Raw genomic sequence first — 25,241 nt, forward strand, 5'->3', positions numbered from 1 at the left:
TCAACATCGTCTCCCAAACCCCGGGTTCCAATTCACGGATGAGTAAAAGTTCTATTTCCCTGGAATTTGATAATGATTTAGCAAGAATTTTAGCCGGGATAACCTGGGTATCATTAATGACCATCAATGGATGGTTTTTGAGATGGTCTTTCAAATTGGTGAAAACATCGTGTGTCAGGGTTTGATCGCTCCTGTTCACAACGAGTAGTCGGGACTGGCCTCTGCGCTGAGTGGGATTTTGAGCAATCAGGTTTTGGGGTAATTCAAAATCGTAATTAGAAAGCTTATATTTCAAGTATATTGCCAGTAGATAAGTGAAAACACAGAATGAAACTTTAAGAAATATAGCAAGCAGATGTCAAACAGTCCAGATTTCATGCTATCGTCTACAAACTATAGCTTTAAAACATTGAAGATACATGGCTATTGACCCGAAAAGGGATTTATATTATCCTTCGTACTGTTAATTTTTATAAGTAAAAACAGCCTCGTTTACTTGGCAGGTTTTTGGAGAAAAGGGAGTTTAATATGGGAAGAATGGTTAAAATTCTAAGCTTGGTTTTGGTTTCCTTGGCCCTGGTCTTTGGAACCGGTATCGAGGCGGATGCTAAAAAGAAAAAAAAGAAAGTTGTATTGACCGATGCGGAAAACGCCATGTTTGACAAATGGGAAGTCAAACCAAAAAAGCGGGCCAAAGCGGTCAAGGATATGAGAAAAAAGCCTAAATATGTTGGCGCTGTCAAATGTAATGGAAGTTGTCATGATCCCTATTACCAAGCCTGGAAAAACTCACCTCATGGAGGTACTTTTAATCTGTTAAAACCTGGTGAGCGTAAAGAAGCTAAGCTAAGGGTTAAGCTCGACCCGGAAAAGGATTACACAACCACACCACTTTGTCTGCGATGCCATACTACAGGTTATCGCCAGAGGGGAGGGTTTAAGCCCGCCGGTAGTAAAAATAAAAAAGGTAAAGATACTGCCACTAAAATAGACCCGGATGAGCCTAACAAGGAGCAGGTGGGTTGTGAAATGTGTCACTCGGTTGCGGGCGGATCCCAGTTCCGTGCTGTGATGAAGGCTTCCAAGGGAAATTTCACTAAAGCTGAAACGGAGCATTATGGACAAAGATGGGATTATGCAAATGTCTGCACCCGCTGTCATACGCATAAAAACACACCGTTTAAGCCGGAGGTACATGATAAATATAAATTTAACTTTGAAGAGAGAAAGTTAAAAGTGCATAAAATTGCCGATTACTGGAGCGAGGACAATGCGGACCAGAAATTGGAGAAAAAAGATGAGCGAGCCAAAGAAGTCGGTCAAACGGAAAAAACACCTTTGGTGATTGAAGACTTTGAAATCAATGATAAAGGCAAACTCAAGTTTGTTAAGGGCACTAAGCCTTATAACAGTAAGAAAAAAACCTTTAAATATAAAAAGTAAACTATTCTGAATAGTAATAAAAAGGCCTGGTCCCTTCAGGGCCGGGCCTTTTTTCCTTCAAGCTTCATTTCCTTCTTGCCGAAAAGTCCTTAATGACATCTGAAAATTTCAAAAAGAATATTCTGTGTATAGGGGCAGGTTATGTAGGGGGACCGACCATGACCGTTATTGCCAATAAATGCCCTGACTATAAGGTGACGGTCGTTGATATTTCCAGGGAACGAATCGATGCCTGGAACTCTGACAAGCTGCCAATTTTTGAACCGGGATTAAAGGAAAGAGTAGAAAATGTAAGAGGCAAAAACCTTTTTTTCTCTACAGATATCGACCGTGAAATTGATGAGGCTGACATCATATTTGTCAGCGTCAATACCCCTACAAAAACATTTGGGGAAGGTGCGGGAAAAGCTGCGGACCTGCAATTCATTGAGCAGACTGCCCGACGTATCAAGGAAAACTCAAAGTCCAACAAGATCGTAGTGGAAAAAAGCACGGTTCCTGTCCGAGCTGCGGAAACTCTGGCGACCATTCTTCACTCCGGCAACAATTCTATCGAGTTTGAAATTCTTTCAAATCCCGAATTCATGGCCGAGGGTACAGGTATCAGGGACATGGAACACCCTGACCGGGTTTTGATTGGCTCAAAAGATACTCCATCTGGTATTGCGGCACGTGACGTATTAATGGATATATATCTTCACTGGATTCCCAAAGAGCGTTTGATCACTACCAATTTATGGAGTAGCGAACTTTCCAAGCTCGTTGCCAATGCATTTCTTGCCCAGAGAATTTCTTCTATTAACAGTATTGCTTCGTTATGTGAAGTGACAGGAGCAGATGTTACTGAAGTTTCTCGCGCCATCGGGATGGATTCCCGGATTGGTCCCAAGTTTTTAAATGCGGGACCAGGGTTTGGAGGATCCTGCTTTCGCAAAGATATTTTAAACCTGGTTTATTTGTGTGGGCATTATCAATTGAATGATATTGCGGCATTCTGGGAACAGGTAGTTTCCATTAACGATTACCAGATGGAAAGCTATGTTAAGCGTATTTTAAAAGCTATGTTTAACACTCTGGCAGATAAAAAACTGGCTGTCTTTGGATTTGCTTTCAAACCTGATACTGGTGATACACGCGATGCTCCCGCGATTTATATTTGCAAACGTCTGCTTGAAGAAAAAGCCTGCCTGAAAATTACCGATCCCTATGCCCTGGAAAATGCCAGGAAAGATCTACCTGATACGGATATTGAGTTTATCGAAGACCCCTACAAGGCGGCGGAGGGAACACACGCCATCGCATTGATCACTGAGTGGTCTTTATACAAGGACCTGGACTACCAGAAAATTTTTGATAAGATGGAAAAACCCGCTTTTATTTTTGATGGAAGAAACCATCTGGATCATCAGGCTCTATACGATATAGGCTTTAATGTTTATCCAATGGGTAAACCGGAATTGACTCATCTGTAATTATCCCGCCTTGCATAAACGGGATAATTCCCGTTTAGTACGATTGCTGAAATGAGAATAACCAGATTTTTGATTTTTCCGATTCCAGAATAGCTGTCCGGTTAGAGAACAATCAACTGACCTACCACGATGTCCTCGCCTCCAATGTGTTTGCCAATGGACTGCCAGTCATTGATCACCAGGCATTTGGTTTGAAACCGGGCACGAATCTTAAAATAGAGCTGTCAGATGTCCAGCGAGAGTTCTATTCCCTTTATAGTCGCGTGCCTTTATTTAAATTGATCCTAAGTATTTAACTAATAAGGGCGGTCTGTAGGTGTGTGACACATGACACAATTCCCCATTGGCCTGTGGGGCATGATCGGCACTTTCTCCACACCCTGTATATGGCATTGCATGCATTGTTCTGCAGGCAGCGAGGCTTTATGATAATCTGATTTTCTAAAATCTGGCGCTGCGCTGATAAAGGAATAGCCTAAGCTGCCGATCACGCCAATTCCAATCAACATCATAAACCTGTAGAAATTTCTTGTTCCGTCTGAAGTTTTAGCCACGTTGGTTTGTCTGTTTGAGTTAAGTTATTTCAAGTGTGGGCAATTGCATCAATTTCCACTTTAGCTCCTTTAGGCAAAGCTGCTACCTGCACACAGGCTCGGGCTGGCTTGGTCTCTGCAAAGAACTTCTCGTAAACCTGATTCATTCTGGTAAATTCGCCCAGGTCAGTTAGATAAACTGTGGTTTTAACAACATGACCCAGGTTCATATTACCTGCTTTTAATATCGCCTCGACATTTTTTAACACCAATTCAGTTTCCTGTTCGATTTCACCATTCATCATTTCCATGGTTTCTGGGTCTAATGCAATCTGACCTGATGTGTATAAAAACTCACCAATGCGAATAGCCTGGGAATAGGGTCCTATTGCCGAGGGTGCGTTTGGAGTTTGAATCGGTTTTTTTTCCATAATATATTTCCTAAACGTTTGCCATTTTTTTAATAAAAGGGTAGGACTTTAATTCACGTCCTAAATGGGAAAGAATAAGACGATGGGTCACCATCTCAATTTCCTCTGTTTGAGACTTTGGAAATTTTAACCTTTCACAGGTTTTGATTTCTACATTTAATAGCTTTTTTAAGTAATTTTTTGTGCCTACACTGAATTGTATATCTATCTTTGCTTTTCCAGAGCATGAACTGCAAACAATCCCGTTATGTGTGTAGCTGAAAGGCAGCATACCGTTTTCATGTTTTTTTCTACAAATGACACAATTTTCGAGTTGGGGTTTGTACCCGGATAATGAAAGCAATCTGACTTCAAATAGCCTTCTTAAAGGGTCCAGTTCGGTCTGATGGTCGAGTGCAGCCAATGCCTGGTAAAGCAGGGAAAATATTTCAGGATCCCAATGGCCTTCCAGCACCATAGCGTCAATCAGGTCGAGAAAATAGACACCGGTATAAAGCTTGTCGAAATCTTCTCGGATAGTCTGAAAAGACTCGATGATATCAGATTGATTTAGCCGGAAGAGGCTTTGATGCTCTTTGCCAAAGTAAATCAGGTGTATCAGGGACATGGGCTCCAAAGCACCCCAAAAACGGTTCTTGACTTTTCTGGCACCTTTGGCAACACACTTTACTTTCCCATGATTTTCGGTCATGAATGTGACTAATCTGTCTGACTCAGACAGGTTCATGCTTTTAATAACGATAGCTCTGGTTTTATAGAGCGCCATTAGATTGCCTTTTCCAAAGTCAACAGAAAGCGTTTGGTCTGAACTCCTCCTGTATATCCACCCAGCTCACCATTTTCACGCACAACCCTGTGGCAGGGGACTATGATGGAAAGTGGATTTTTCCCATTTGCGTTCCCGACTGCGCGGGCAGAGTTGGGGTTCTTGATGGATTGGGCCAGCCATTTATAACTTCGGGTCGCTCCATATGGAATTGTGAGAAGGCGTTTCCATACCGACTGCTGGAAGGGGGTTCCCAGTCTTAAGTCCAGAGGAAATTTAAAGGACTTCAGTTCACCTTTAAAGTATTTTTTAAACTGTTTCACGAGTTCAGTGAAGTGTCCTGGTTTCTTTATTATCTGAAACCCCATACCGTTTTTTAAATGAGATGAGAATTCTTTTTCGCTACGGACCTTATTTGCCAGTAGAATCAAGCCTTTTTCTGTTGCTGCAAGGCCGGTTAAACCAATGGGGTTTTTAAAAACAGTATAAAAAACCGTTTCATTGCCCAAGCCATGGTTGAATCTTTTATACATAATGCGAATGATGCTATTTATATGCAATCCAATCAACTAAAAAGAGACTGATTGCCGGTATATAGGTTATCAAAATGAGCCCTATCAACCTTAATCCCAGGAATGGCAAAACAGATTGATAAAGTTTTAGTACAGGTTTTTCAAAACGTGTTGCGGCAATAAAAAGGTTTATGCCGACAGGAGGTGTGGAATAACCGATTTCAAGATTAGTCAGGAAAACTATTCCAAGATGTATCATGTTTATGTCAAAGCTCTTTGCAATAGGAATAATCAGAGGAACAACCACAATGATCGCTGAAAATATGTCCATCATACAACCAACGATTAGCAGAAAAACATTTAAGACCATTAAAAATGTTAGAGGGTCATGGATGAATTGTTTCATCGTAGAAAGTATCGTCATGGGTACTTGTTCATCTACCAGGTAACTGGTGAACCCCATTGCGGTTCCCAGAATGATGAGAATGGTTCCAACCAGCATCATACTTTCTTTCATCAAATTCGGTAAATCACGGAATATATCAAGGTCCTTATAAATAAAAGTTTCTATCAGGATTACATAGACAACCGTGACGGATGCCGCTTCTGTTACGGTTAAGAATCCCCCATAGATTCCAAGTAATATAATAAATGGAAGAGGTAACTCCCAGCTGGCATCTATCAGTGCGGATTTGGCTTCGGCCCAGTTAAAGGTTTTACTGGATTGGCTGCTGCGTGTGATTGCGAATAGCGATAAGATCAGGATCATGATCAGGCCGGGTACAATTCCTGCAATGAATAGTTTGTCGATGCTAACCTGGGCGATCAGGCCATATAAAATAAGCGGCAGAGAGGGAGGGAATAACAGCCCAAGACTGCCTGATGAAGTGATCATCCCCAGAGAAAAGTTTTCTCCATACTTTTCACGTAATAAGAGAGGATACAAAAGGCCGCCCAAAGCGATAATGGTTACTCCGGATGCCCCGGTAAGCGCAGTGAAAAACGCACAGGCCATTAGAATCGCAATAGGTATGCCTCCGGGTGTGCCACTTAAAATGGTTTGGGAGATCCTGGCAAGTCGTTCGGGGGTTTTACCATGAGCGAGGATAAACCCGGAAAATGTGAATAGGGGTATGGCGATGAGAGTTGGGTTGCTGGCTACTCTATATAACTCAATGAATATTGCGGCTGAATCTATCTCGGCATTATAAAACGAAACGAGGGCCGAGAGTCCAATAATGGCAAACAGTGGGACTCCCATTATTGCCAGGATTATGATTCCGACAGCGATCATTTGATTGTCGGCCTGGAATCGTTTTCAACTAATAGGATTTCAAAACCGCTTATTATGAAACGTATGGCTATGACCAGAAAACTATAGGGCAGGATAGCTTGAAATATCCAGACGGGTATATTCAGAAAAAGGATGGACTCCGCGTCTTTCTCAAACAACATGAATGACCATGCAGACCAGGTCAGAAAACCGCTGATAATGCCAGCTGAGAACCGGGTAAATGCCTTTAAAGTGCGATCTAGAAAAAGGTTTGGCAGATTTGATAATAACTCAATAGATATATGTTTATCATGTCTGACTGCTATCGAAGCCCCTAAAAAGCCAAGCCAGAGTACCCATTGACGGAGAAGAGTGTCTCCCCATACAATTCCCATGTCAAAGAAGTTCCGCGATAACATTTGGCCGAATGAGAGTAGAATCGTGAGACTCAGTATTAAGACAATTAGAGCGCCTTCAATTTTTTCCAGAAACTGATCAATATTCTTTATTATGTGCATGAATCAATATCTGACAAAAAATAGGTGTGCAAGACATTTCTACAGCTATAATAAACGTTTAACCTTTCAGGCTCAATAAGTAGTAGGTGAAATTTATGAATATGGTATTACATGTCTTTTTTATCTGGTTTGTCATTTTTTCCAAGGTTGAGGCAAACCCCTATTCTGATATGGTTCATATCCCAGCAGGGGAGTTTGACATGGGTAGTCCTGAAGGGGAGGGAAAGAAAAACGAGCAACCCAGTCATAAGGTTTATCTGGATGCTTATTATATTGACAAATATGAGGTGACTTTTAAAGATTTTGAGGAATATCTGTCTTCCAATGCAAAGCAATACCCAACTATAACTGGATGGATAGACCGCAAGGCGAGACCTGAAATGGTTAATAAACCTATTTTTGGGTTGCAGTGGAAACGTTGCAAAAGATATTGCGAGTGGAAAGGTAAGCGTATGCCAACTGAGGCAGAATGGGAACGTTCAGCAAAAGGTATAGAAGGAAGGAAATACCCCTGGGGTAACGAGCCTCCCGATGAAAAGCGTTCAAACTTCGGGAATTGTTGTTTTATACAAAAAGGTAAGGTCCTTTCACAGGTTGGCAGCTTTGAAGAAGGTGCTAGTCCTGAAGGGATTTATGACCTTGGTGGTAATGTTGCCGAATGGGTGTATGACTGGTATGATAAAAAATATTATAGCAAAAGCCCCTATAAAAACCCCAAAGGGCCCAAAAAAGGTAAATACCACGTTATTCGCGGTGGTGCTTGGAACAGCCTTCCCGTATACCTCAGATCCTCCAGCCGCTATGGAGATAGTGATGCCAAGGATTATTATGGAATAGGATGTCGCTGTGCCAAGAGCGCGGATTAACCCTTGTTAAACAATATTTATTGATATCTATTTATGGAAGACCTGGATAAGACCCTGGATATTATGGAGAGAGATAAATGCACCGCTCTCCTGGCTGAAAATGCTGTCCGCTTAAAAAAAAATAATATTAAGTTTACCAAATCCAATAAAAAACACTCGCAAGAACATTTGGATGCCCAAATGGTTTCTTACGAGCGATTGATTCGGTCCCTTATAAGAGCGCTTGTTACTATTGAAAAAAAAGTAAGGTTAAAATATCTGGTGACTCTGGATGATGAACGAGCAAATAAGCTGAGGTCAAGCTGGAATACTGAGGTTGCCTGTATTCTTGAGGATTTAAAATCCAAATACCGGAGTGTCCATTTACAAAGAAGAAGTGTTGAGGATTTTGACGATAAGATCTCACAAAATCTGACTTCTGCCAAAACTAAGGTGGACTCTGAAGTGACTAGGTTACAGGAGACACTCCAGAATGATATTGAGGGATCGGAAAAAATTCAACCTTCAGAACTGAGCCAAATGTATGGGATTGATGAATCGGTGCTCATTGATTTGCAGGTTATTGATCCCTTGCAGAACTTTCTTATTCTCTGTAAAAAGTTAAAGGATTGTGGGAACGACGACAACTTTTCAACGTCTGCTAATGAAATCATAAAACTTTATGTTAAGGAAGTTAAGTCTGTCGAGGCGACTGTCTGGTCTGGCCGATCAGCGGATCAACGTAAAGAGATTAAAATGCGAGTTGCGAAATTAAACTTAAATCTTAAGGAAATCATTCTTTCTTTGCATGACTTGACCAAGCAGGCAATTCTGGAAAAAGAAAAGCGTAATGAAGAAGTGATTTCAAAGATTCGCAATAACCTGGACAAAATATTTAATGCAGAGACTGAACCTGAACAGTATAAATCTAAGCTTGACCCTTTCTGGGCTGTTTTATCCTGACGAAACCTTTTTCTATAACTGAGTAAGCTGATGAGACTTAAGGCTGTTAAGTTTTTTTTGTTATGCACTTTTATATTTTTCAGTGCTTGTGCTTCCATTCATCTTGGACCAATTATGGGGCCATTGGAAGAAACAACGCTGGAAGGTGATGGTGAGGAAAAATTACTCCTGATTGACTTGCAGGGTGTGATCAGTAATAAGAAAGATCGTTCCTTTACCGGAGCTACAATTGAACTGGGTATGGTGGAGGAGGTTAGGGAAATTATTTCGAAAGCTGAAAAAGATGCTGACATTAAAGCACTCCTGGTTAAAGTCAATAGTCCGGGCGGGACTGTGACTGCCAGCGATATTATTTATCATGAGTTAATGGAATATAAGAAGAAGAAAGATATTCCCGTTTACGTTCATGTCATGGATATTGCTGCTTCTGGTGGTTACTATATAGCTCTGGCTGGAGATGAAATCGTTGCGCACCCAACATCATTGGTAGGTAGTATTGGAGTTATTGCATTAAAAGTGAATATGGAAAGTTTGATGGGAAAAATAGGTGTTGAATGGGAAGTTGTGAAATCCGGTGATAAAAAAGATTTCATGTCACCATTTCGTCCTTTTACCAACGAAGAGCGGAAATTGTTTCAAAATACGATTGATAACTTTCATAACCGTTTTGTGCGTAAAATTGCTGATAACAGGCCTGAACTTAATCAAAATGAAGTAACAAGACTGGCTGATGGGCGTGTTTTTGATTCAGAACAGGCTATGAACCTGAATTTGATTGATGGGATAGGATACATCTCTGAAACTGTAGACAACATTAAGGTCAAATTAGGGAATCCGCATTTGAAGATCATTACCTACCAACGAGAGGGAAATTATAAACCAAACCTTTATTCTATTTCTCCACAACCCCCTGCTATTAATCTGATCAACTTAAATCTGGGGTTGAATAAAAATACTTTAAGTCCTTATTTCTTATATATTTGGCTTCCTTGAGCCACGCGTTGATATTTTTACACATTTGGGGTATCGTTTCACAAAAAAAGCAAATTTTTATAATTGTAATCTATCTTTTATCATTATAAAAAATTGATGCAATAGTCATGTATTAAGCCGCCCACTTTAATTTTTTTAATACTCACGGAATGGGATATACCAGTTTTGAAGATAGTATCTATAAATATAGCGGAAGCTACAAATGTTTTTTTAAGTAAAGGCTCTAAAAAAAAATCCTTGTCGGGCATATTTAAGAAGCCTGTTTCTAAACCTGTATTTTTGAATTATATAGGCTTTGAGGGAGATGGGGTAGGGGACAGGCGTATTCATGGAGGCGAGGATAAAGCCGTATGTGTTTATTCTGTTGATCACTTTCAATATTGGAGTGAAAAGCTAAAACGTGAAATTTTACCCGGCGCTTTTGGTGAAAACCTGAGTCTGGAAGGTATGTTGGAAACTCAAGTCAATATAGGTGATATTTTTGAAGTGGGAAAGGCTCAAGTTGAAGTCACACAACCCCGTCAGCCCTGTCATAAACTCAATAAGGTTTTTGAAGACCAAAGTATGGCATGTAATGTTCAAACTACAGGGTTTAGTGGATTTTACTTAAGGGTTCTCAAACCGGGACTGGTTGAACCTGGAGCAATATTAAATAGAATTCATGAAGGCCACTTTTCCATTGAGAAAGCCAATGCTCTTCTGCGGAGGGGTGGAAAAAATATTCAACATATGCGGGAGTTGATCAATATTAAGGCTTTATCTGAGGAATGGAAGGATATGTTTCAAAAGCGTTTGCTCAAAAGTTAGCCTCACTGATTTTTTCTAATTGATAAATCTCCTAATAATCAAAATCCAGAAGGATATTTGATGAAAAAATTATATTCTAGCAAAATGGATTTGGAAGGGTGGTTATGTTTTTTTAAACAATATATTGTCTTTGATGACTTAGGGGAGGAAGTCACTGAATCTTTTTTAAAACACCTTGCCGATCTAAATGTTTTGCGTCACATAGATAGCGATATTTGGCAATGGGGCGATGCCGTTATTGACTCGGAAAGTTTGATTTCAACAGTGCAATCTGACCTTGAGGAGCTGAGTAAAACTGAGTCCGGGTTTGCACTGGCTTATTTTATTGCTTATAAAGCTTTTGATAAAAAGCCACTATTTACTGAAAGCATGGATGCCAACATTACGCAGCAAAAAGGTGATGATCACACTTCGCAAGGAAGGCCAGCCTCAAACCTTAGTAATCTTCAAATAGTGAAAAAAGTGGGAAGACAATTACAACCTTTTATGGAGATCGAGGAATCTGTGATTAAAAGACTTGTTGGCAATCATACTGAAAAGCCTGATGCGAAAAGGCTTTTTCATTATATGTTTGGTAAAGTTGGTTCTAAAGCCGGACCAAGGACTTGGGAACAAATCAGTCGCAAACGTCATCGATAGAAATTCAGTCCCTATGAGTGAAAAAAATATTGTTGTTCTTGGAGCGGGTCCCGGCGGATATACGGCCGCTTTTCTAGCTGCTGATCTGGGCATGAACGTTACCTTGATCGATGAGAATTTAAAAGCTGGTGGTGAATGCCTTCATAGAGGATGCATTCCTTCCAAATCTCTGCTTCACCTTTCACGCCTTATTGAAGATACTCAAAATGCGGAAGTGTGTGGTTTGAAATTCCAGCGTCCGGAAATTGATTTGAACCGCATTCGTGAATGGAATCGTGAAGTTATAAATAAAATGGCTAATGGGCTGAGCGCACTTTGTAAACAGCGTGGAGTTAAGTTTTTAAATGGCAGGGCAAAATTTGAAAATGGAAAGAGCCTGATTATTAATGGTACAGATTCTATCAGCTTTGATACCTGTATTCTAGCGACAGGCTCACGGCCTGTTTTTCCCACACTGTTTGCAGAAATAGAAAATAGAACGCTTACATCGACCTCAGCCCTTGAGTTGCAGGATATCCCTGGGCATTTGTTAGTGGTAGGAGGAGGGTATATTGGCCTTGAGCTGGGAACGGTCTATTCCGCGTTGGGCAGTCGGGTGACTGTGGTAGAAATGACTGGAGATTTGTTAACCGGGGTGGATCGCGATTTGGTTCGGCCGTTGCAGGCAAGGTTGAAATCACAGTTTCAGAATATATTATTAAATACTGAAGTCACAGCCTGTAACTTGGATGGTGAAAAGGTTTCAGTCCAATTTGACGGTGACAAAGCAGCTGACCAGTTTGACCGTGTTTTAGTGGCTGTAGGAAGAACACCTAACTCAGAAGATTTAGGTTTGGAAAACACGGGAGTTAAGATAAATAATTGGGGATTCATCCAGGTGGATGAACGATTTCAAACTGATGAGCCTTCTATTTTTGCCATTGGTGATGTAATAGGTGGTTCAATGTTGGCCCATAAAGCATCTGCGGAAGGTAAAGCAGCTGTCAAGTATTTAACCCATGGTCAATTTGAAGGAAAATCACAATGTGTTCCTGCGGTGGTGTTTACAGACCCTGAGATAGCCTGGTGTGGAATGACTGAAACCGATGCAAAAAATAATAACATTAAGGTTCAGATTGCTAAATTTCCCTGGATGGCCTCAGGAAGGGCGCAAACTCTTGGCAGGCCGGAAGGTATGACAAAACTGATTCTTGAACCTGATACTGAGCAGGTCCTGGGAATGGGAATAACAGGCGTAGGAGCTGGCGAGTTAATTGGAGAAGGCGTATTGGCAGTTGATAATGGTTTGAAAGCAAAAGATCTGGCAAACTCAATTCATCCTCATCCAACGCTTTCTGAGACTATCATGGAATCGGCTGAAGTTTTTTACGGTGAGGCAACCCACATCTACAAAAAAAACAGAAAATAGTCTTCTTCGATCGTTTTTGAAGGTCAGATGTCTATTATGTCATCGTCTTTGGCATTTCGATGTGAAGAGTAGGGCCTTGTCTGAAAGTCTACTGTTGGATTTGGGATTTCACTGGTCTTGCTTTTTTTCTGAAATAAGTTGGTTGCGAATAAGACCAGGCCTATCATCAAGGCAATTATAAAAACACCGAATGCAAAAAAGGATAAAAGTGCCAGGCTCAAAATGATCCAGAAAACCAGAGCTAACTTGGTTGTAAATGGAATTTTCTGGTTTGGACCTACTTGCTGAAAAAAAAACATTTTATAGAGAAATTATAAGAACCCTTTTAGTTTAGGGTGTCTGTTTGTTAAAATGTGTTATGACTAACTCTAATCTAGCCATCATACCTTGTCCGCAATGCGGAGTCAAAAACAGGATTGGTAATTTCAATCCTGACAAAATTCCTGTATGCGCTCGATGCCGGGCAAAACTCATGGATGACGAAGAACATGAGGCTTATCGGAAATTTCAGGACAACCTCAATCAGTTCAAAGATTTTCCAGATATTGGTCTGCGTTCCAACGACTCGAAATAAAAACTTTAAAACTCTAAAAAGGCTTTAAAACAATATGGATACTATTCAAATCATTAACGATAACCTTAAAGATAAAATTGCCGCAGAGCATGTCGAAATTCTGGATGAAAGTCATCTTCATCGGGGACATAAAGCAGCGGGCGGGGGTGGTCATTATTCAATCATTGTTGTATCGCCTGAATTTAAAAACCTCAACGTGATGGACCGCATCCGTCTTGTTCACACGGCATTAGCCCAGGAAATGACCGGTACCCCCAAGCTCATTCACGCTTTACAAGTCAAAACCTTTGATACTGCCGAGTGGAGTGAGAAGAGTGGAACTATTAGATAATCAATCGCGGTAAACTTCCAGTTCCTCGCAGTTTTTCAGGTTCTCTGATTCTGTGAGAGCTTTATAACCAACCTCAGAATACTGATTTTTATAGAGATCCAGTTTGATGTATTTTTTGCTGATGGGTGAATCAGCGAATGCCTGAGCCCCAATATCACCTACCACATTGCCAAACATAGTGACTTCTTTCAGATTCGGTAAACTCTGTGTATTTGCCAGTGCTATGGCTCCATCATCCCCAATTTCATTATGGTTTACGTTGAGGACTTCCAGGTTAGACAGATAAGGCGATTCGCAAAGTGCTTCAAGACCTTCATCGGCAATCTGATTGCCAGGCAGAACCAGTTGTTTAACCGTTTTTAGTTGTTCTTTTGTCGCAAGCTCCATACAGCCACGAATGCCTATATATTTATCTCGAAGGTTAAGTATCTCGCCATTCTCCGAAATGCTGCTTTTTATAAAATCATCAATTTTACTCATTTCAATCTCCAGAGAGGTCAAACGAAACAAAATGATATTTTAACAAAACTATACTTGTTTTGTCGAACAGGTAAAAATAAAGCCGGCTCCGTTAAACGGAACCGGCTTCGATAAAACCTTTTTTATAGTAATGGATCAAGGAATAGCTCGTTTGTTTTCCAGCTCTCAATTTCCTCTTTGGTGGGTATTGGCGGTACAGGCCGTTTGGCTGTACGTTTTTCCAGAGGATCATGAAAAGTCCTGGCATAGGCCTCAGCCTTCCAGAGGTAAAGGTGATTAAATATCATGCCCCACGGTGCCATAGGCGTATTAGGAACACCCCGTGTAACCCGGCGATACCAAAGATCATCTGGCCAATCTTTTAACGGTTTGTCAGTATGATCCCCTTCAATTTTATTAGTGTCTGAGTTATTTTCATTTCTAAAATCGAGCGCTCCTGTCATCATTGGGATACCATCTTTACCATGACAAACTGCACAATTAAGTCCATCTGTCGCAGGATGTAATCCCTCAAAAACTTGTTGGCCTTCAGCAATAACATCTTTATCATCCCACCAAGTCCATTGATCTCCAAACTTCCCCTCTACTGGCATGTGGGTGGGATCACGCATAGTTTTTAAGTACGCAACAAGAGCAGTCATTTCATCGTCATCTATATCATCACCATAATAGGTGGGCATAGCTTTATATGACTTTGGATCATCAAATCCTGGTGCCTGTATTTTCCTTGGTTCCAGTATTTGCTCTTTGATATAATCTTCAGAATATAGTCCAATTTGTTTGGTGCCTAAATTTGGTCCACGGTCTGAATTACCTTCCCAAAATACTTTATGACAGTTAAAACATTTATTATTCTCAAAAACTTCACGTCCTGCCGCGATTACTTCAGGGCCTGCTAGCCCAGTTAGTTTTATAGGGGGTTTGTTTAATTTGGCTAACTCAAACTCAGGATCAAACTGTGGAAGCTGAGCTGTTACTCCAATAAATATACCAGAAGCTAACGCGTAGGTAGCTAGAAGACGCTTAACCCAATCAAAATTAGACTTTTCAGTGGATAGTGTTTTCCAGTCAAGAAGTGTAAAGTAAAAGAATCCTACAAAAGCAAAAGTGACAAATTCTATTTGCCACCAAATAGGAAAATTAAATTTTCCGGCAAGAATCCAGATAACACCAGCTAAAATAGCTATCACTGGAAGCTTAAACCTAACATTTTTGAAGAAAGATTTCTCTTCTACTTTTCTTGGCTTAACCTTTAGAAGAAGTGCATAAACAACCATAACTGCTAATCCAGCACCAGCTCCTATAAAGCCAAAAGTACTATATAATGCAAAGAGGCCGCTTGCAGCGGCAATAAATCCAATAACTATAAAGTCAATTTTCATTATAGATTTGCTCCTAAAAAACCACTACTCGGCCATTTGCGGTGAAGCTTGGGTAGTTGCAATTTCTTTCTTTTTGGTTTTAGGATATTTAATTCCTATCCAGATTATGGCTGTCATAATTATAAAAAATGTCCAGACAATTGTAGTAACGTGAAATCCTGACTCGGCTAATGTTGGTGCAAACTTTTCTGGTGTCACATCTTTAAATACTTTATATACGTGCCAGTTCATTCGTGAAAGCGAGCGAATTGTACCCATCCAACTCATCAGCCAGATGTCAGCAAAACCGAGGAAAATCAGGACGTATGGTCCTAATGGATTAATTTTTCCATAATGTACTTTTCCAGTTTTGGTGGCGATGGTGTAAAAAATGTAGTTGATAAATGTTACCGTCACAAGACAGAATGCCGCTGTGTTTTTTGAAATCATCAAAGCCAAAAATGCGAGGTTATCTGGCAATACCATATCTGCGTTCATTCCTGGTTCGGGCAACATGGTTGCAAAAAAGCGCCTGGGAGTGAACCAGATGGTTGCCGATATAACTATTAATACGAAACCGAATTTCATTGCTGGAAAAAATCTTTCGGCATTTTCGATACGCTTCATGCTTACCCACATATAAATATTACTTGCACTAAACATGGTTCCAACAAGAAGTCCTTGTACTAGCATGAACATGGATTCTCTATCTGACATTATATACATGCCAATAGTTGCATCGTATTGATAGATTTCTCGGACGAAAATATAGCCCATCGCTGGAAGAGGAATCATGATCGCTACACCGATCAGATTTCCTATATAACCAACCCAGTCGTAATACTCGCGCTCTTCATTTTTGTCTGACCAGAGGTACATATAGGCACCAATGATACAAACCATATACCCCCCAAAAGTTCCATTTCCTACCAATCGGTGGTAGTTCAGAGGCATCCAGGCCATATTTGCAATTTTATCCCACTCGCTAATATTTAAGAGCTGATCAAGAGGCTTCGGCGGGGTTTGCATAAATGTTGTAGGGCCATCAAGTGCTACGAGCAACGAAAGCCCTAAAACATTTAGTATGACACCGGTAACAATGTGACGTCCTTTTTTATTTGATTTATTTAATGGGTCCCATGAATAGACATATATGTACATAACCACTGTTTCAAGAATAAACAGCGTTGGATAGGCTACCATAAATAGTGTTGGAAAGGAGTTTATGAGGTAGGTTATAAAGTCTTGATATGCAACCAACATCACAAATAGGAATAGCCCTCCTGATAGTGCGGTGAAGCTATAGCAAATTCCTATTACCTTGGTTATCTCGTGAGCAAGGCGCTCAAACTTGTAATCTGACTTGGCAAACATGATTCCATTAGAAATCACACCCCCAACCGCTCCATTTATAATAGCGAGAATAATACCAGAGACTTCATAGTGTTCGACGGGAGTTAGCGACATAGAAAGGATGCTTCCAAAAACTGCACCTACAAATGCAGAAGCTCGGATATTCATCAGTCTATGGAAATAGTTCAGAAAACTAACTATCAAAGCTCCAAAAGCACATGCCCATAGTCCATACAAAACTCCATGATGAATTCCTACAATGATTTCCCCGGTTATTCCAATGACTACGCCTATGAGAACCCCTAAAAAAACATTTGAAAGAATTATTGCTTTTCGTACCCCTTGAGTCCTGCGGGCACCCATAACTTCCATGATAACCACGAACATGGGGCAACCAAGAATGAACGAGGCGAATAAAATATGTAACTGTGCAGCTGCCCAGGTAAATTTACGGTTACTAAACCCGAGGAATGAAAATTCCTCAAACTCATGTTCAGCAGCAGGACCGATATCTGTTAAATAGGAAAGGTCTTCTTCCTCTTCACCACCTTCTTCCTCACCTTCGGTACTTTCTTCTCCTCCTTCATCCTCGCCTCCTTCATCCTCGTCTTCTTCATCCTCGTCCTCTTCATCATCGTCTTCTTCATCGGCATATGCCAAAGATTGAAAACTTAGATTTGTAAATGGAGAAATTGTAGAAGCAGGGAGAAAAGGGGATAAGTGACCCAACAAATAAATAAAAAGGAGGCAGATAAGAGATTTAAAAAAGATACCTGAACTTTGAGAATGTTTCATCATCATTTGAATGAAAGACCTGAAGAAGGCGGTAAAAACCTGTTTTCCTAATAATGGAAAACCTCTATTCCTTAAGTTTTTAACCTGTTTTTAGGTTGAAGTAACTTAAAGAATGTAGAGAAATATCATACGGGTTGGGTAAAGTCAAGAACTTTCAAAACTATTGCTAACTAAAGACTTTTCATGCTTTTACAACATGAAAAATGAGGTGAATTTTGAATGAAATAATGGGAAAAATAGATGCTATTCCAGGGTGGAGTCATCTTCCTGCATGTCCATTGGCATAATGAGGAGTGCAAACCCCATGGATGTGCTGAATACGGAGAGCAAACCGACAAAAATCTGCGGCCATTCTGACTGAATGTATTTCACAGACCAGATAAATAGGAAAACTCCTAGAATCATGAGAGCAAGCCCGGTTATTCTGATTTTCCAGCTACTCATTTTCAACTCCTACAGCTTCCATTGATTTTCTTTTGCGGTCAATGAGTATCAGGTTGCGGATATAGACAACACTTCCAAGGCTTTGACCAACAATAAACACGGGATCCTGCTTATAAACTGCATAGGTCAAAAGAACCATAGCCCCGCTTATACTGCAATACCAAAAGGCCATGGGAATGGTGCTTTCTCCCTTTCTTTCAGAAACGATCCACTGGATAATAAACCGGGCTCCAAAAAGTGCCTGGCCAACAAATCCGAGGATCAACCAATGGTTGGGTGTCATTCAATCCTCCTTGATAATATCGTAATTAATTTGACGTTTTTTCATCCAGCGTATAGCCATTAAATCCTGAAAGGAAGAAAATAGACGGTTTCGAATATTGTACTTTGATACACCATGAAGGCGAGGGTGGTGGCTGACCTTCACCTGGGTCACCCGGAATCCTTCCATCTTCATCAAGGTGGGGAAAAAACGGTGCATCCCTTTAAATAGTTTCACATTGTCGAAACACTCCCGTCGAAACGCTTTCAACGAGCAGCCCGTATCAGCGATTTCCTCTTTGCTCAATTTGTTGCGCACTGCATTGCCTATTTTTGAGGAGATCCTTTTTATCCAGGGATCATTTCTTTTATGTCTCCAGCCGCATACCACGTCATAGTTTTTCATTTCTTCAAGGAGCAAAGGGATATCGGCAGGGTTATTCTGCAAATCCGCATCAAGGGTTACAAAAATATTGCCCTTTGCCGCTTTGAATCCCGCCGCAAATGCCGCTGATTGCCCATGGTTGTGGCCGAACTGAATAAGTCTGATACGTGGATTATGCTTTTGCAAAGATTGGATTAAATGCGCACTGCCATCATTACTCCCATCGTCAATTAAAAGTATTTCATAGCTGAGCCGAAGTTTCTCAAGCTCTGTTTCAAGCTTGTCTTCAAGAGGTATCAGGTTATCCCTCTCGTTATATACAGGAATAACAATAGAGAGTTCAGGGTTGCTTAAATCAGTACTATTCATCGAATATTAAAAATGGTTAGTTTATTGCTTAACGTTGTAAGCCGTACCCGGAAGGAATGACACATTCAGAATCCACTCGATCATTGTAACATTATGAACGCACGTAGTCTTGGCAGACTTTTATTCATCAATATTTAAGTGCTTGTTCAACACAGCTTCTTTCTTTTTCTCATATTCTGACTTGTCAATCAGCCCTTCGTCCAAAAGGTTTTGCAGTATACCAAGCTTTTTCTGCAACCCTGCGCTTTCGCTGCTGGATTGTGAATGCTTTTTCCTGGTGGGTCGAGTTTGAGATCTTTGTTTTGGATAAGGCAGATCGATATTGGCAATGATTCTATTATTATAATATTTTTTAAAACCCCCTGTTTGCTGTTTTTGATAGGCTTGGCCCGGCATCCGAACCAGTTTCCAGGTCGGTTTCTTTAGTCTCAAAGGATCGTTGGAGTAGAGTTTATTGTTTATTTTCAAAAAGCGCCAGTGGATTTTTTCGGCCGTGACAAATACCTGGCCTTCAATGAGACCCCCGGAAGATTGAAATTCAAAATGAAGGTATTTTCCCGGTTCAACTTTTTTCAAAGAATTTTTAAAAAGAGGGGTTAGCGTTCTCACATCTTCTTTTGAAAATGCCGGTTTGGGTTTACCCGGCGATACGATATTTTGATACCAGAGAGAAAGCAGGTGGTTGTTTAGCTGTTGTTCCGTAAGAATTATGGGATATCGAAACTTGATACCTTGAGCATCATCCAAAGCGTTGAGACTGCGGAAAGTGACCTTCAAACCGTTCTTGGAGAATGTCCTTTCTTTCTTTAAAACAGCGCAGGATGCTAGGAGAAAAGCCAGAAAAATTATAAATATTTTCCAATTGAAAAAATGTCGAGTGCTCATGAAAGAGTTAAAGCGGTAGCGTTAAGAGTTAAAAAACTTGTTTATTTTACTATGGGTAGGAATAGCTGCAAGGGAAACAAGATAAAAGATTAAAAAAAGAAAAAACCGGGTCTTAAGCAAAAGCTCAAAACCCGGTTCTCTGTATGTGCAAGCATCAGGCTCTTGGAGAAGACTTCAGCATATTGCAACTAACTACAATGCGAACTCTAACCCAGCCATCATAGAGAACGGCAGGTTTGGTCGCGGACCCGTTGGTTGTCGGGTTATGATGAATTGACTATTGGTAATATTTTTGAAATTTGAAAATAACCGAACTTTGTTATTGATCTGATAACCAACTGCAGCATCAATTTGATATTGAGCATCAATCTCGCCGAATCGCTCAGATGCAGTACCACTGGTATTAATATTAGTTCCATTGTTTGATCCATCTGCATATGCAGATGAAGTATAATTGGCATCAAAGTTAACATTTAATTTTTTATAAATAATACCTGTTCCTAAACTTATGACATAGTCTGAAATATAAGGAACCTTGTTACCATCTGCTGCTCCGGCAAATATTGATCCACCAGATGTTGTACCAATATTTTTTTGGAAACTAGCATCTGTATAAGTGAATGAAACGTAGGTAGGAGTTTGGAATGACCAATTTTTTGCTAGGCCGGCATCATAGTTTGCCTGAAACTCAAGTCCCAACGACCTAACTTCACCACCATTTATAGTTTGGCCGTTAGACGTATCACCTATATCGGCTCTAACGATCAAATCTTCGGTATCGGTCAGAAAGAAAATGGCTTCGGTTGAAAATGCAGCGGGGGCATTTTTATAGCGAATACCTGCTTCGTAACCGAGGCTGGTTTCTTCCCGGAGTCCATTTTCAAATGCACTTTTTGGGTCTGGAGGAGAGAAGCCTCTAAATATTCCTGCAAAGAGATCAATATCTCGACCACCGGCATCATACATGTCGTATTTAAAGCTACCACCACCTACAACTGCAACATAACCTTTTGTCCCAGTTCTGCCATTAGCATAGTTTTTATATTTTCCGACGATATATTCGGTTCGGACACCAGGAGTAAAGGTAAACTTTCCCCATTTGATGGCATCCTGAATATTTAGAGCTACAGCATCGGTTTCTTGCAAAATATTTCCATCTGCACCTCCATCTGCGATAGTTACAGCAGTTATATTTCCGTTTGCATCTTGTGTGAAGGTCTCATCTCTTTGAAAACGTCGAATCTGGTCATAGTGATAGCGAAGACCTAATTCAATATTGTGTTCTGTTTGTCCAATTTGGGCCTGGTGTTTCAAGTCGCCTTGTATTCCATATAGGTAGTAAGTGCGGTTGTTATTACGGAGTGTCAAGGTGCCTGCTGCCTCTCCCCTAAGAACAGCTAGTCTTGCCGGGTTGGATAAAGCTTGGTCCAAGTCAGTACCATCAACCTCATCTAGTTTTTGCCAGTTTCGATGGAATGTATTACCATAAATTGTTGTAATCAAACTTGTCTTCGAATCGAACTCCATAAAATGGCGCAGATAGGAACGATGGTGTTCAGAATTGATTTCATCGAACCGAGATGCTGCGTAACGACGGTTAGGATTCTCCATAAAATCATGTGTGGAAAGGCCTAGATAAGTTTCATTCGCATCAAGGTCTGTATGGCCGTATTTAAATTCTAGCCGTTGATACATGGATGTCTTAGGTTCATAAGAAACCTTGAGCATTGGCTCCATCCGGCGGATTCCGGTATCTGCTTCACCACGAATCGACGCGACTGTGTCATCTAATTTTGTGAACCCTGTATTATTGCGTGTGTAATATTCAATCAGATACCCAAATTTTCCTGAATCACTTTGTGATGTATTGCCAAAATAAGAATGATTACGCAGCTCATCAAAGCTCCCGAATGTTGTTTTTGAATAATATTTTTCGGCTGTGGGTATTGAAGTGGATTGAAAGTTGATTACACCGCCAGTTGTACGAGGCCCATACTTAACTTGACTGGAACCCTTCAAAACTTCCATTCCTGACATCCTGCCTGTCGCGGGTGAATAATATGCGTCCGGAGCAGAATAGGGTGCTGGGGCAGTTAAAACACCATCTTCCATCATGGTTACTTTAGCACTCCGAGAAGGATCAACACCACGCAGTGAGATATTTGGAAAGAGTCCAAATCCGTCTTCTTGTCGTAAGGTAACGCCGGGCACTCGTCTTAATACCCGGTTGATGTCGGCTATGCCGTGCTGACGAATATCCTCCATATCAATATATGCAGCCGAACCGGCAACATTTTTGACATTAAATTTGGAACCAATGATTGCGATTTCATCCATCAATACCTGATGGGCATCAGGTTCATTTAATTCGATTGTGATTGGTTTTTCATCAGTGGCAAAGGCCAGGGACGATGACAGCAGTGATACCAATGCTCCCAGCACGATTTTAAATAAATTTTGTTTCATCCAGCTTCTCCTCCTCAATTGAGCAGAGTGTTTATTATTAAATTTAAAGGGTCATGACTAGAACAGGTAGTTTAAAAGAAATCTAAGTTCTTGTTATGACAGTAAGAAATCGTTATGCAAACCGTTCAAAATTTTATAATCCGGTTATTTAGATTATGATATTCATTCTCATTCTCAAAAATATGATAGGTTAACAGTCTATACTTGTCAACAATATAATAAATAAAGTTATTTTTTTTGGGTTAAATCGATTTTTCCATCGAAGTTGCGGTCCATTTCGATTTTCACCAGTTTGCCGGAAGAGTTGAAGTGTTCCCAGCGGTCGGCATTTCCATCATTGTTAGTATCGTAATCAGCTTTTTTCAAGGATTGGTCATCGTGATAATACTGCCACTGGTCTGGTTTGCCGTTTCCAGTGGTGTCAAATGCGGTTCTATCCAATATTGAATTGCCGCGAAAATAGCTCCAACGGTCTATTTTGCCATTCGAGTTGGTATCAGACTCAATTTTGGATAACTTGTCGGAAGAATCATAAAACTGGGTGGTATCTGCTTTTCCATCGCCATTTTCATCAATGGCTATATGCGTTAACTTTTGACTGGAGTTAAAAAACTCCTTCCAGTCAAAGTTATCATTAAACTTGCTCGACTTTTCTACCCGGGATAGTTTGCCAGCGTTTTCATAATATTGAATGTGGTCTTTTTTCCCATCTTTATTCCGGTCAAACTCAACTTTAACCAGAACCTTATCTCCGGTGAAATACTCGGTTTGGTCAACCTTGCCGTCAAAATCGCCATCGTGTTCAATTTTTTCAACTTTGCCCTGGCCATCGACATACTGCCACTGGTCAATTTTGCCATCGAAGTTGGAATCAACTTCATTCACTTCCGCCATACAGGGCAGGGCACTAACAAAAAAGGCCAGCGTAATACTGAAAATCCCGATTCTCATTTAAATAAACCTCCCTAACCAAATATCATTACTTCAAGAATAAATATCAATTCAACTCAAACCTGAAAGGTAGAATCACCTGCACAGATTGCTCAGTAAGGCTGGCAGGGAATCCGGTAAAAGGCGCGGCCCTTCTGATGGCGGCCATGGCTTCCCGGTTCAGGTTTGCGTAGGGTGTTTGGGTCAGTAACTTTATGTTATCCACTTCACCGCTACGGAATATGGTGAATTGAACTTTCAGTTTTCCTTCCCGTCCTGCACGACGCGAAGCCTCAGGGTATCTTTTCGCGCCTTCAATAATACGTTGAACCTGGCTGATATAGCCCTTTAAAGCGCCTCTATCGACAATGTTTGGCACTCCTCTTGGTCCTGGCATGGAAGATAATGACGCCAGTTTTAATCCTGATTGTACTGGCGATACCCTGCTGGCCCCCCTGGAAGACGAAGAGCCGCCCGATGATCGCACGATTGGCTTTGGCAATCTACCAGGTTTAAAAGAGCTTGAACTTTGCACCATTGCCATCCTGGACGTGGATTTGGAAGACGACTTGCCCGTTGGTGATCGCTGGATCAGTTTCGGCAGGGTGTGAGCTCTGACATGCCTGTTTCCCTGGACCATGGCCATTCTTGTGTTGTTTTTTGCTGTAGGGGTGTTGTTGACAGATGTAAAAGATCGTGCAGATGGGATACTGTGGGCGACCCGTTTACTCATAGTTGCACTGGAGCTATGCCTGGTAACGGACTGAAGTATGGGCGCCCTGTGCATTTGCACTTGCCTTGGAGTAACATTTTGAATGACAGGTTGTACCGTCCTTATTTGTTGTACCATTGTTTTTGGTTGTACAACAGGCATTGGCTGAGGTTTAAGGCTTGCAACCTTGATTTCCTGCTTAACGATCTCTTTGCGAATTTTTTTCTTTTCGACGGGTGGGGGAGCTTTTCTTTTAACGAACTCCAGTTTATAGGTTTTTTGTTCAACGATACTTTTGTTGAGGTTCAACAAAAAACCTCCTGCACCAACTGTGAACAGGACATGCAACCCCAGCGAACCAACCAGGGGATACAATGCAGATTTTTTTTGAATTGTAATTGCGTTCATTTTTATGAATCTGTTTCTGCTTGTTCGGTCGCCAGCATGAAATCTTCGGCACCGGATTGTTTGGCAATTGCGATCACCTGGCCAAACACATCAAACTCTATTTCCTTGTCTGCGTGAATGCCGATCACAGTTTTTTTATCGCTATTGACTTTCTGTTCCAAAAGCCCCGGAAGGGAGTCCAGCGTGACGGCAATGCCATCCAGCAGAACATCACCATTCCTGTCAATGGTCATTGTTAAATATTGTTTATTACTTTTTTCAGCGGTCTTGGCCTCAGGCAGTTCGATTTTTCTGCTGTCCTTCGTCGGTGTCGTGGCCGTCAACATAAAAAAGATCAATAACAGGAAGACAACATTGATCATCGGAATCATGTCGAGCTTGAACGGTTTCTTGTCTTTATATGGGAGTTTGATCATTATTTTATGATAGAAAAGTTTTCTGCACCCGCATCACGTGAAACATCCAGCACTTTTGCAAACAGTCCATATTTAACTTTTGGTGCTGAATCGATGATCACAAGCTTGTTGTCCCTGTTTTGTAATTCAGTAGCCAATGTATCTTTGAGAGAATCGATTTGAATCGCTTGATCATTTAACTTGAGGTTGCCGTTAATACCTATAGTTACTATTAAATCTTTTATCGCATTTTCCTGTCGGTTCTCTTCGCCTTCTGGCAGGCTGAGAGCCATACCTTGTCCTTGTATAGCGAAGGTCAGCATGAAAAAAATCAGGAGCAGGAACACAACGTCAATCAATGGAGTCATGTCCACTTCGAAGCGTTTTCGTTTTGACGCTAAACTTAACATGATGGGGTATTAAGCTCTCTGTCTGGCAAGTTCGGGTTGGTTGCCTGCTTTTAATGATCCATTACCATTAACATGGCCG

Annotated in this window: 28 protein-coding genes; 10 read left to right on the top strand and 18 right to left on the bottom strand. The window is 40.8% G+C overall.

What is annotated here, in order from left to right:
- A partial coding sequence (locus tag F3741_02200; protein ID MZG29608.1) for a hypothetical protein occupies window positions 1-355 on the bottom strand: 355 nt, incomplete at its 3' end.
- Window positions 356-528: 173 nt separating this feature from the next.
- Between F3741_02200 and F3741_02205 the strand changes: the two genes are divergently transcribed.
- Both F3741_02205 and F3741_02210 read left to right on the top strand, forming a co-directional pair.
- The gene (locus F3741_02205; protein MZG29609.1) at window positions 529-1,443 is read left to right on the top strand and encodes a cytochrome C-554; all 915 of its coding nucleotides are present in this window, start codon (window positions 529-531) and stop codon (window positions 1,441-1,443) included.
- A 92-nt stretch (window positions 1,444-1,535) separates the two neighbouring features.
- Window positions 1,536-2,915 (top strand): nucleotide sugar dehydrogenase, encoded by a 1,380-nt coding sequence (locus tag F3741_02210; GenBank protein ID MZG29610.1) that lies wholly within the window; start codon window positions 1,536-1,538, stop codon window positions 2,913-2,915.
- A gap of 583 nt (window positions 2,916-3,498) precedes the next feature.
- Here the strand turns inward: F3741_02210 and F3741_02215 are convergent.
- From F3741_02215 to F3741_02235, 5 genes are read right to left on the bottom strand one after another with little or no spacing between them, the layout of a single operon-like run.
- Entirely contained in the window at window positions 3,499-3,879 is a 381-nt protein-coding gene (locus tag F3741_02215) for a RidA family protein (protein ID MZG29611.1), read from the bottom strand.
- Window positions 3,880-3,889: 10 nt separating this feature from the next.
- Window positions 3,890-4,645 (bottom strand): DNA repair protein RecO, encoded by a 756-nt coding sequence (gene recO / locus F3741_02220; GenBank protein MZG29612.1) that lies wholly within the window; start codon window positions 4,643-4,645, stop codon window positions 3,890-3,892.
- Window positions 4,645-5,178 carry a methylated-DNA--[protein]-cysteine S-methyltransferase gene (locus F3741_02225; GenBank protein ID MZG29613.1) on the bottom strand — a complete coding sequence of 178 codons (534 nt, stop codon included), beginning with the start codon at window positions 5,176-5,178 and terminating at the stop codon, window positions 4,645-4,647. Before F3741_02225 ends, recO begins: the two co-directional genes overlap by 1 nt.
- A gap of 13 nt (window positions 5,179-5,191) precedes the next feature.
- Entirely contained in the window at window positions 5,192-6,451 is a 1,260-nt protein-coding gene (locus F3741_02230) for a TRAP transporter large permease subunit (GenBank protein ID MZG29614.1), read from the bottom strand.
- On the bottom strand, window positions 6,448-6,948 hold the full coding sequence (locus tag F3741_02235; GenBank protein ID MZG29615.1) for a TRAP transporter small permease: 501 nt from the start codon (window positions 6,946-6,948) through the stop codon (window positions 6,448-6,450). Before F3741_02235 ends, F3741_02230 begins: the two co-directional genes overlap by 4 nt.
- Before the next feature lie 95 nt (window positions 6,949-7,043).
- Here F3741_02235 and F3741_02240 point away from each other — a divergent pair, with 95 nt between their 5' ends.
- The 8 genes from F3741_02240 (at window position 7,044) to F3741_02275 (ending at window position 13,508) form a co-directional block, all read left to right on the top strand.
- Window positions 7,044-7,814, top strand: coding sequence for a formylglycine-generating enzyme family protein (locus F3741_02240; GenBank protein MZG29616.1), 771 nt, complete (start codon window positions 7,044-7,046; stop codon window positions 7,812-7,814).
- 33 nt (window positions 7,815-7,847) lie between these two features.
- Entirely contained in the window at window positions 7,848-8,756 is a 909-nt protein-coding gene (locus F3741_02245; protein ID MZG29617.1) for a hypothetical protein, read from the top strand.
- Window positions 8,757-8,786: 30 nt separating this feature from the next.
- Window positions 8,787-9,749 (top strand): signal peptide peptidase SppA, encoded by a 963-nt coding sequence (gene sppA, locus F3741_02250; GenBank protein MZG29618.1) that lies wholly within the window; start codon window positions 8,787-8,789, stop codon window positions 9,747-9,749.
- Between the two features lie 165 nt (window positions 9,750-9,914).
- Complete coding sequence (locus tag F3741_02255; protein MZG29619.1) at window positions 9,915-10,556, top strand: MOSC domain-containing protein; 642 nt, start codon at window positions 9,915-9,917, stop codon at window positions 10,554-10,556.
- Window positions 10,557-10,616: 60 nt separating this feature from the next.
- The gene (locus F3741_02260; protein MZG29620.1) at window positions 10,617-11,195 is read left to right on the top strand and encodes a hypothetical protein; all 579 of its coding nucleotides are present in this window, start codon (window positions 10,617-10,619) and stop codon (window positions 11,193-11,195) included.
- A gap of 13 nt (window positions 11,196-11,208) precedes the next feature.
- Window positions 11,209-12,603 (top strand): dihydrolipoyl dehydrogenase, encoded by a 1,395-nt coding sequence (gene lpdA / locus F3741_02265; GenBank protein ID MZG29621.1) that lies wholly within the window; start codon window positions 11,209-11,211, stop codon window positions 12,601-12,603.
- A 358-nt stretch (window positions 12,604-12,961) separates the two neighbouring features.
- Window positions 12,962-13,177 carry a hypothetical protein gene (locus F3741_02270; GenBank protein ID MZG29622.1) on the top strand — a complete coding sequence of 72 codons (216 nt, stop codon included), beginning with the start codon at window positions 12,962-12,964 and terminating at the stop codon, window positions 13,175-13,177.
- Window positions 13,178-13,211: 34 nt separating this feature from the next.
- On the top strand, window positions 13,212-13,508 hold the full coding sequence (locus F3741_02275; GenBank protein ID MZG29623.1) for a BolA family transcriptional regulator: 297 nt from the start codon (window positions 13,212-13,214) through the stop codon (window positions 13,506-13,508).
- Here the strand turns inward: F3741_02275 and F3741_02280 are convergent, their stop codons facing one another.
- The 12 genes from F3741_02280 to F3741_02335 all read right to left on the bottom strand — a co-directional run bounded on the left by F3741_02280 (window position 13,509) and on the right by F3741_02335 (window position 25,162).
- Entirely contained in the window at window positions 13,509-13,988 is a 480-nt protein-coding gene (locus F3741_02280; protein MZG29624.1) for a hypothetical protein, read from the bottom strand.
- A 122-nt stretch (window positions 13,989-14,110) separates the two neighbouring features.
- Window positions 14,111-15,370, bottom strand: coding sequence for a c-type cytochrome (locus tag F3741_02285; GenBank protein MZG29625.1), 1,260 nt, complete (start codon window positions 15,368-15,370; stop codon window positions 14,111-14,113).
- A gap of 24 nt (window positions 15,371-15,394) precedes the next feature.
- Entirely contained in the window at window positions 15,395-17,503 is a 2,109-nt protein-coding gene (locus F3741_02290; protein ID MZG29626.1) for a hypothetical protein, read from the bottom strand.
- A gap of 237 nt (window positions 17,504-17,740) precedes the next feature.
- Window positions 17,741-17,941: a hypothetical protein gene (locus F3741_02295; protein MZG29627.1), complete on the bottom strand. Its 201-nt coding sequence runs from the start codon at window positions 17,939-17,941 to the stop codon at window positions 17,741-17,743.
- A complete protein-coding gene (locus tag F3741_02300) occupies window positions 17,934-18,224 on the bottom strand; it encodes a lipid A biosynthesis protein (GenBank protein ID MZG29628.1) in 291 nt (96 codons plus the stop codon). The genes F3741_02295 and F3741_02300 overlap by 8 nt, the downstream gene beginning before the upstream one ends.
- Window positions 18,225-18,956, bottom strand: coding sequence for a glycosyltransferase family 2 protein (locus F3741_02305; protein MZG29629.1), 732 nt, complete (start codon window positions 18,954-18,956; stop codon window positions 18,225-18,227). It abuts the gene before it with no gap.
- Between the two features lie 120 nt (window positions 18,957-19,076).
- Window positions 19,077-19,733 carry an SHOCT domain-containing protein gene (locus tag F3741_02310; protein MZG29630.1) on the bottom strand — a complete coding sequence of 219 codons (657 nt, stop codon included), beginning with the start codon at window positions 19,731-19,733 and terminating at the stop codon, window positions 19,077-19,079.
- A gap of 300 nt (window positions 19,734-20,033) precedes the next feature.
- Window positions 20,034-22,307 (bottom strand): TonB-dependent receptor plug domain-containing protein, encoded by a 2,274-nt coding sequence (locus F3741_02315; protein MZG29631.1) that lies wholly within the window; start codon window positions 22,305-22,307, stop codon window positions 20,034-20,036.
- Between the two features lie 228 nt (window positions 22,308-22,535).
- A complete protein-coding gene (locus F3741_02320; GenBank protein MZG29632.1) occupies window positions 22,536-23,258 on the bottom strand; it encodes a hypothetical protein in 723 nt (240 codons plus the stop codon).
- 46 nt (window positions 23,259-23,304) lie between these two features.
- Window positions 23,305-24,357, bottom strand: a complete 1,053-nt coding sequence (locus F3741_02325) for a TonB family protein (GenBank protein MZG29633.1) — start codon at window positions 24,355-24,357, stop codon at window positions 23,305-23,307.
- 2 nt (window positions 24,358-24,359) lie between these two features.
- The gene (locus tag F3741_02330) at window positions 24,360-24,773 is read right to left on the bottom strand and encodes a biopolymer transporter ExbD (GenBank protein ID MZG29634.1); all 414 of its coding nucleotides are present in this window, start codon (window positions 24,771-24,773) and stop codon (window positions 24,360-24,362) included.
- Window positions 24,773-25,162 carry a biopolymer transporter ExbD gene (locus tag F3741_02335; GenBank protein MZG29635.1) on the bottom strand — a complete coding sequence of 130 codons (390 nt, stop codon included), beginning with the start codon at window positions 25,160-25,162 and terminating at the stop codon, window positions 24,773-24,775. Before F3741_02335 ends, F3741_02330 begins: the two co-directional genes overlap by 1 nt.
- Window positions 25,163-25,241: the final 79 nt, after the last annotated feature.

It is taken from the genome of Nitrospinota bacterium (assembly GCA_009873635.1).
Lineage (GTDB): Bacteria > Nitrospinota > Nitrospinia > Nitrospinales > VA-1 > LS-NOB.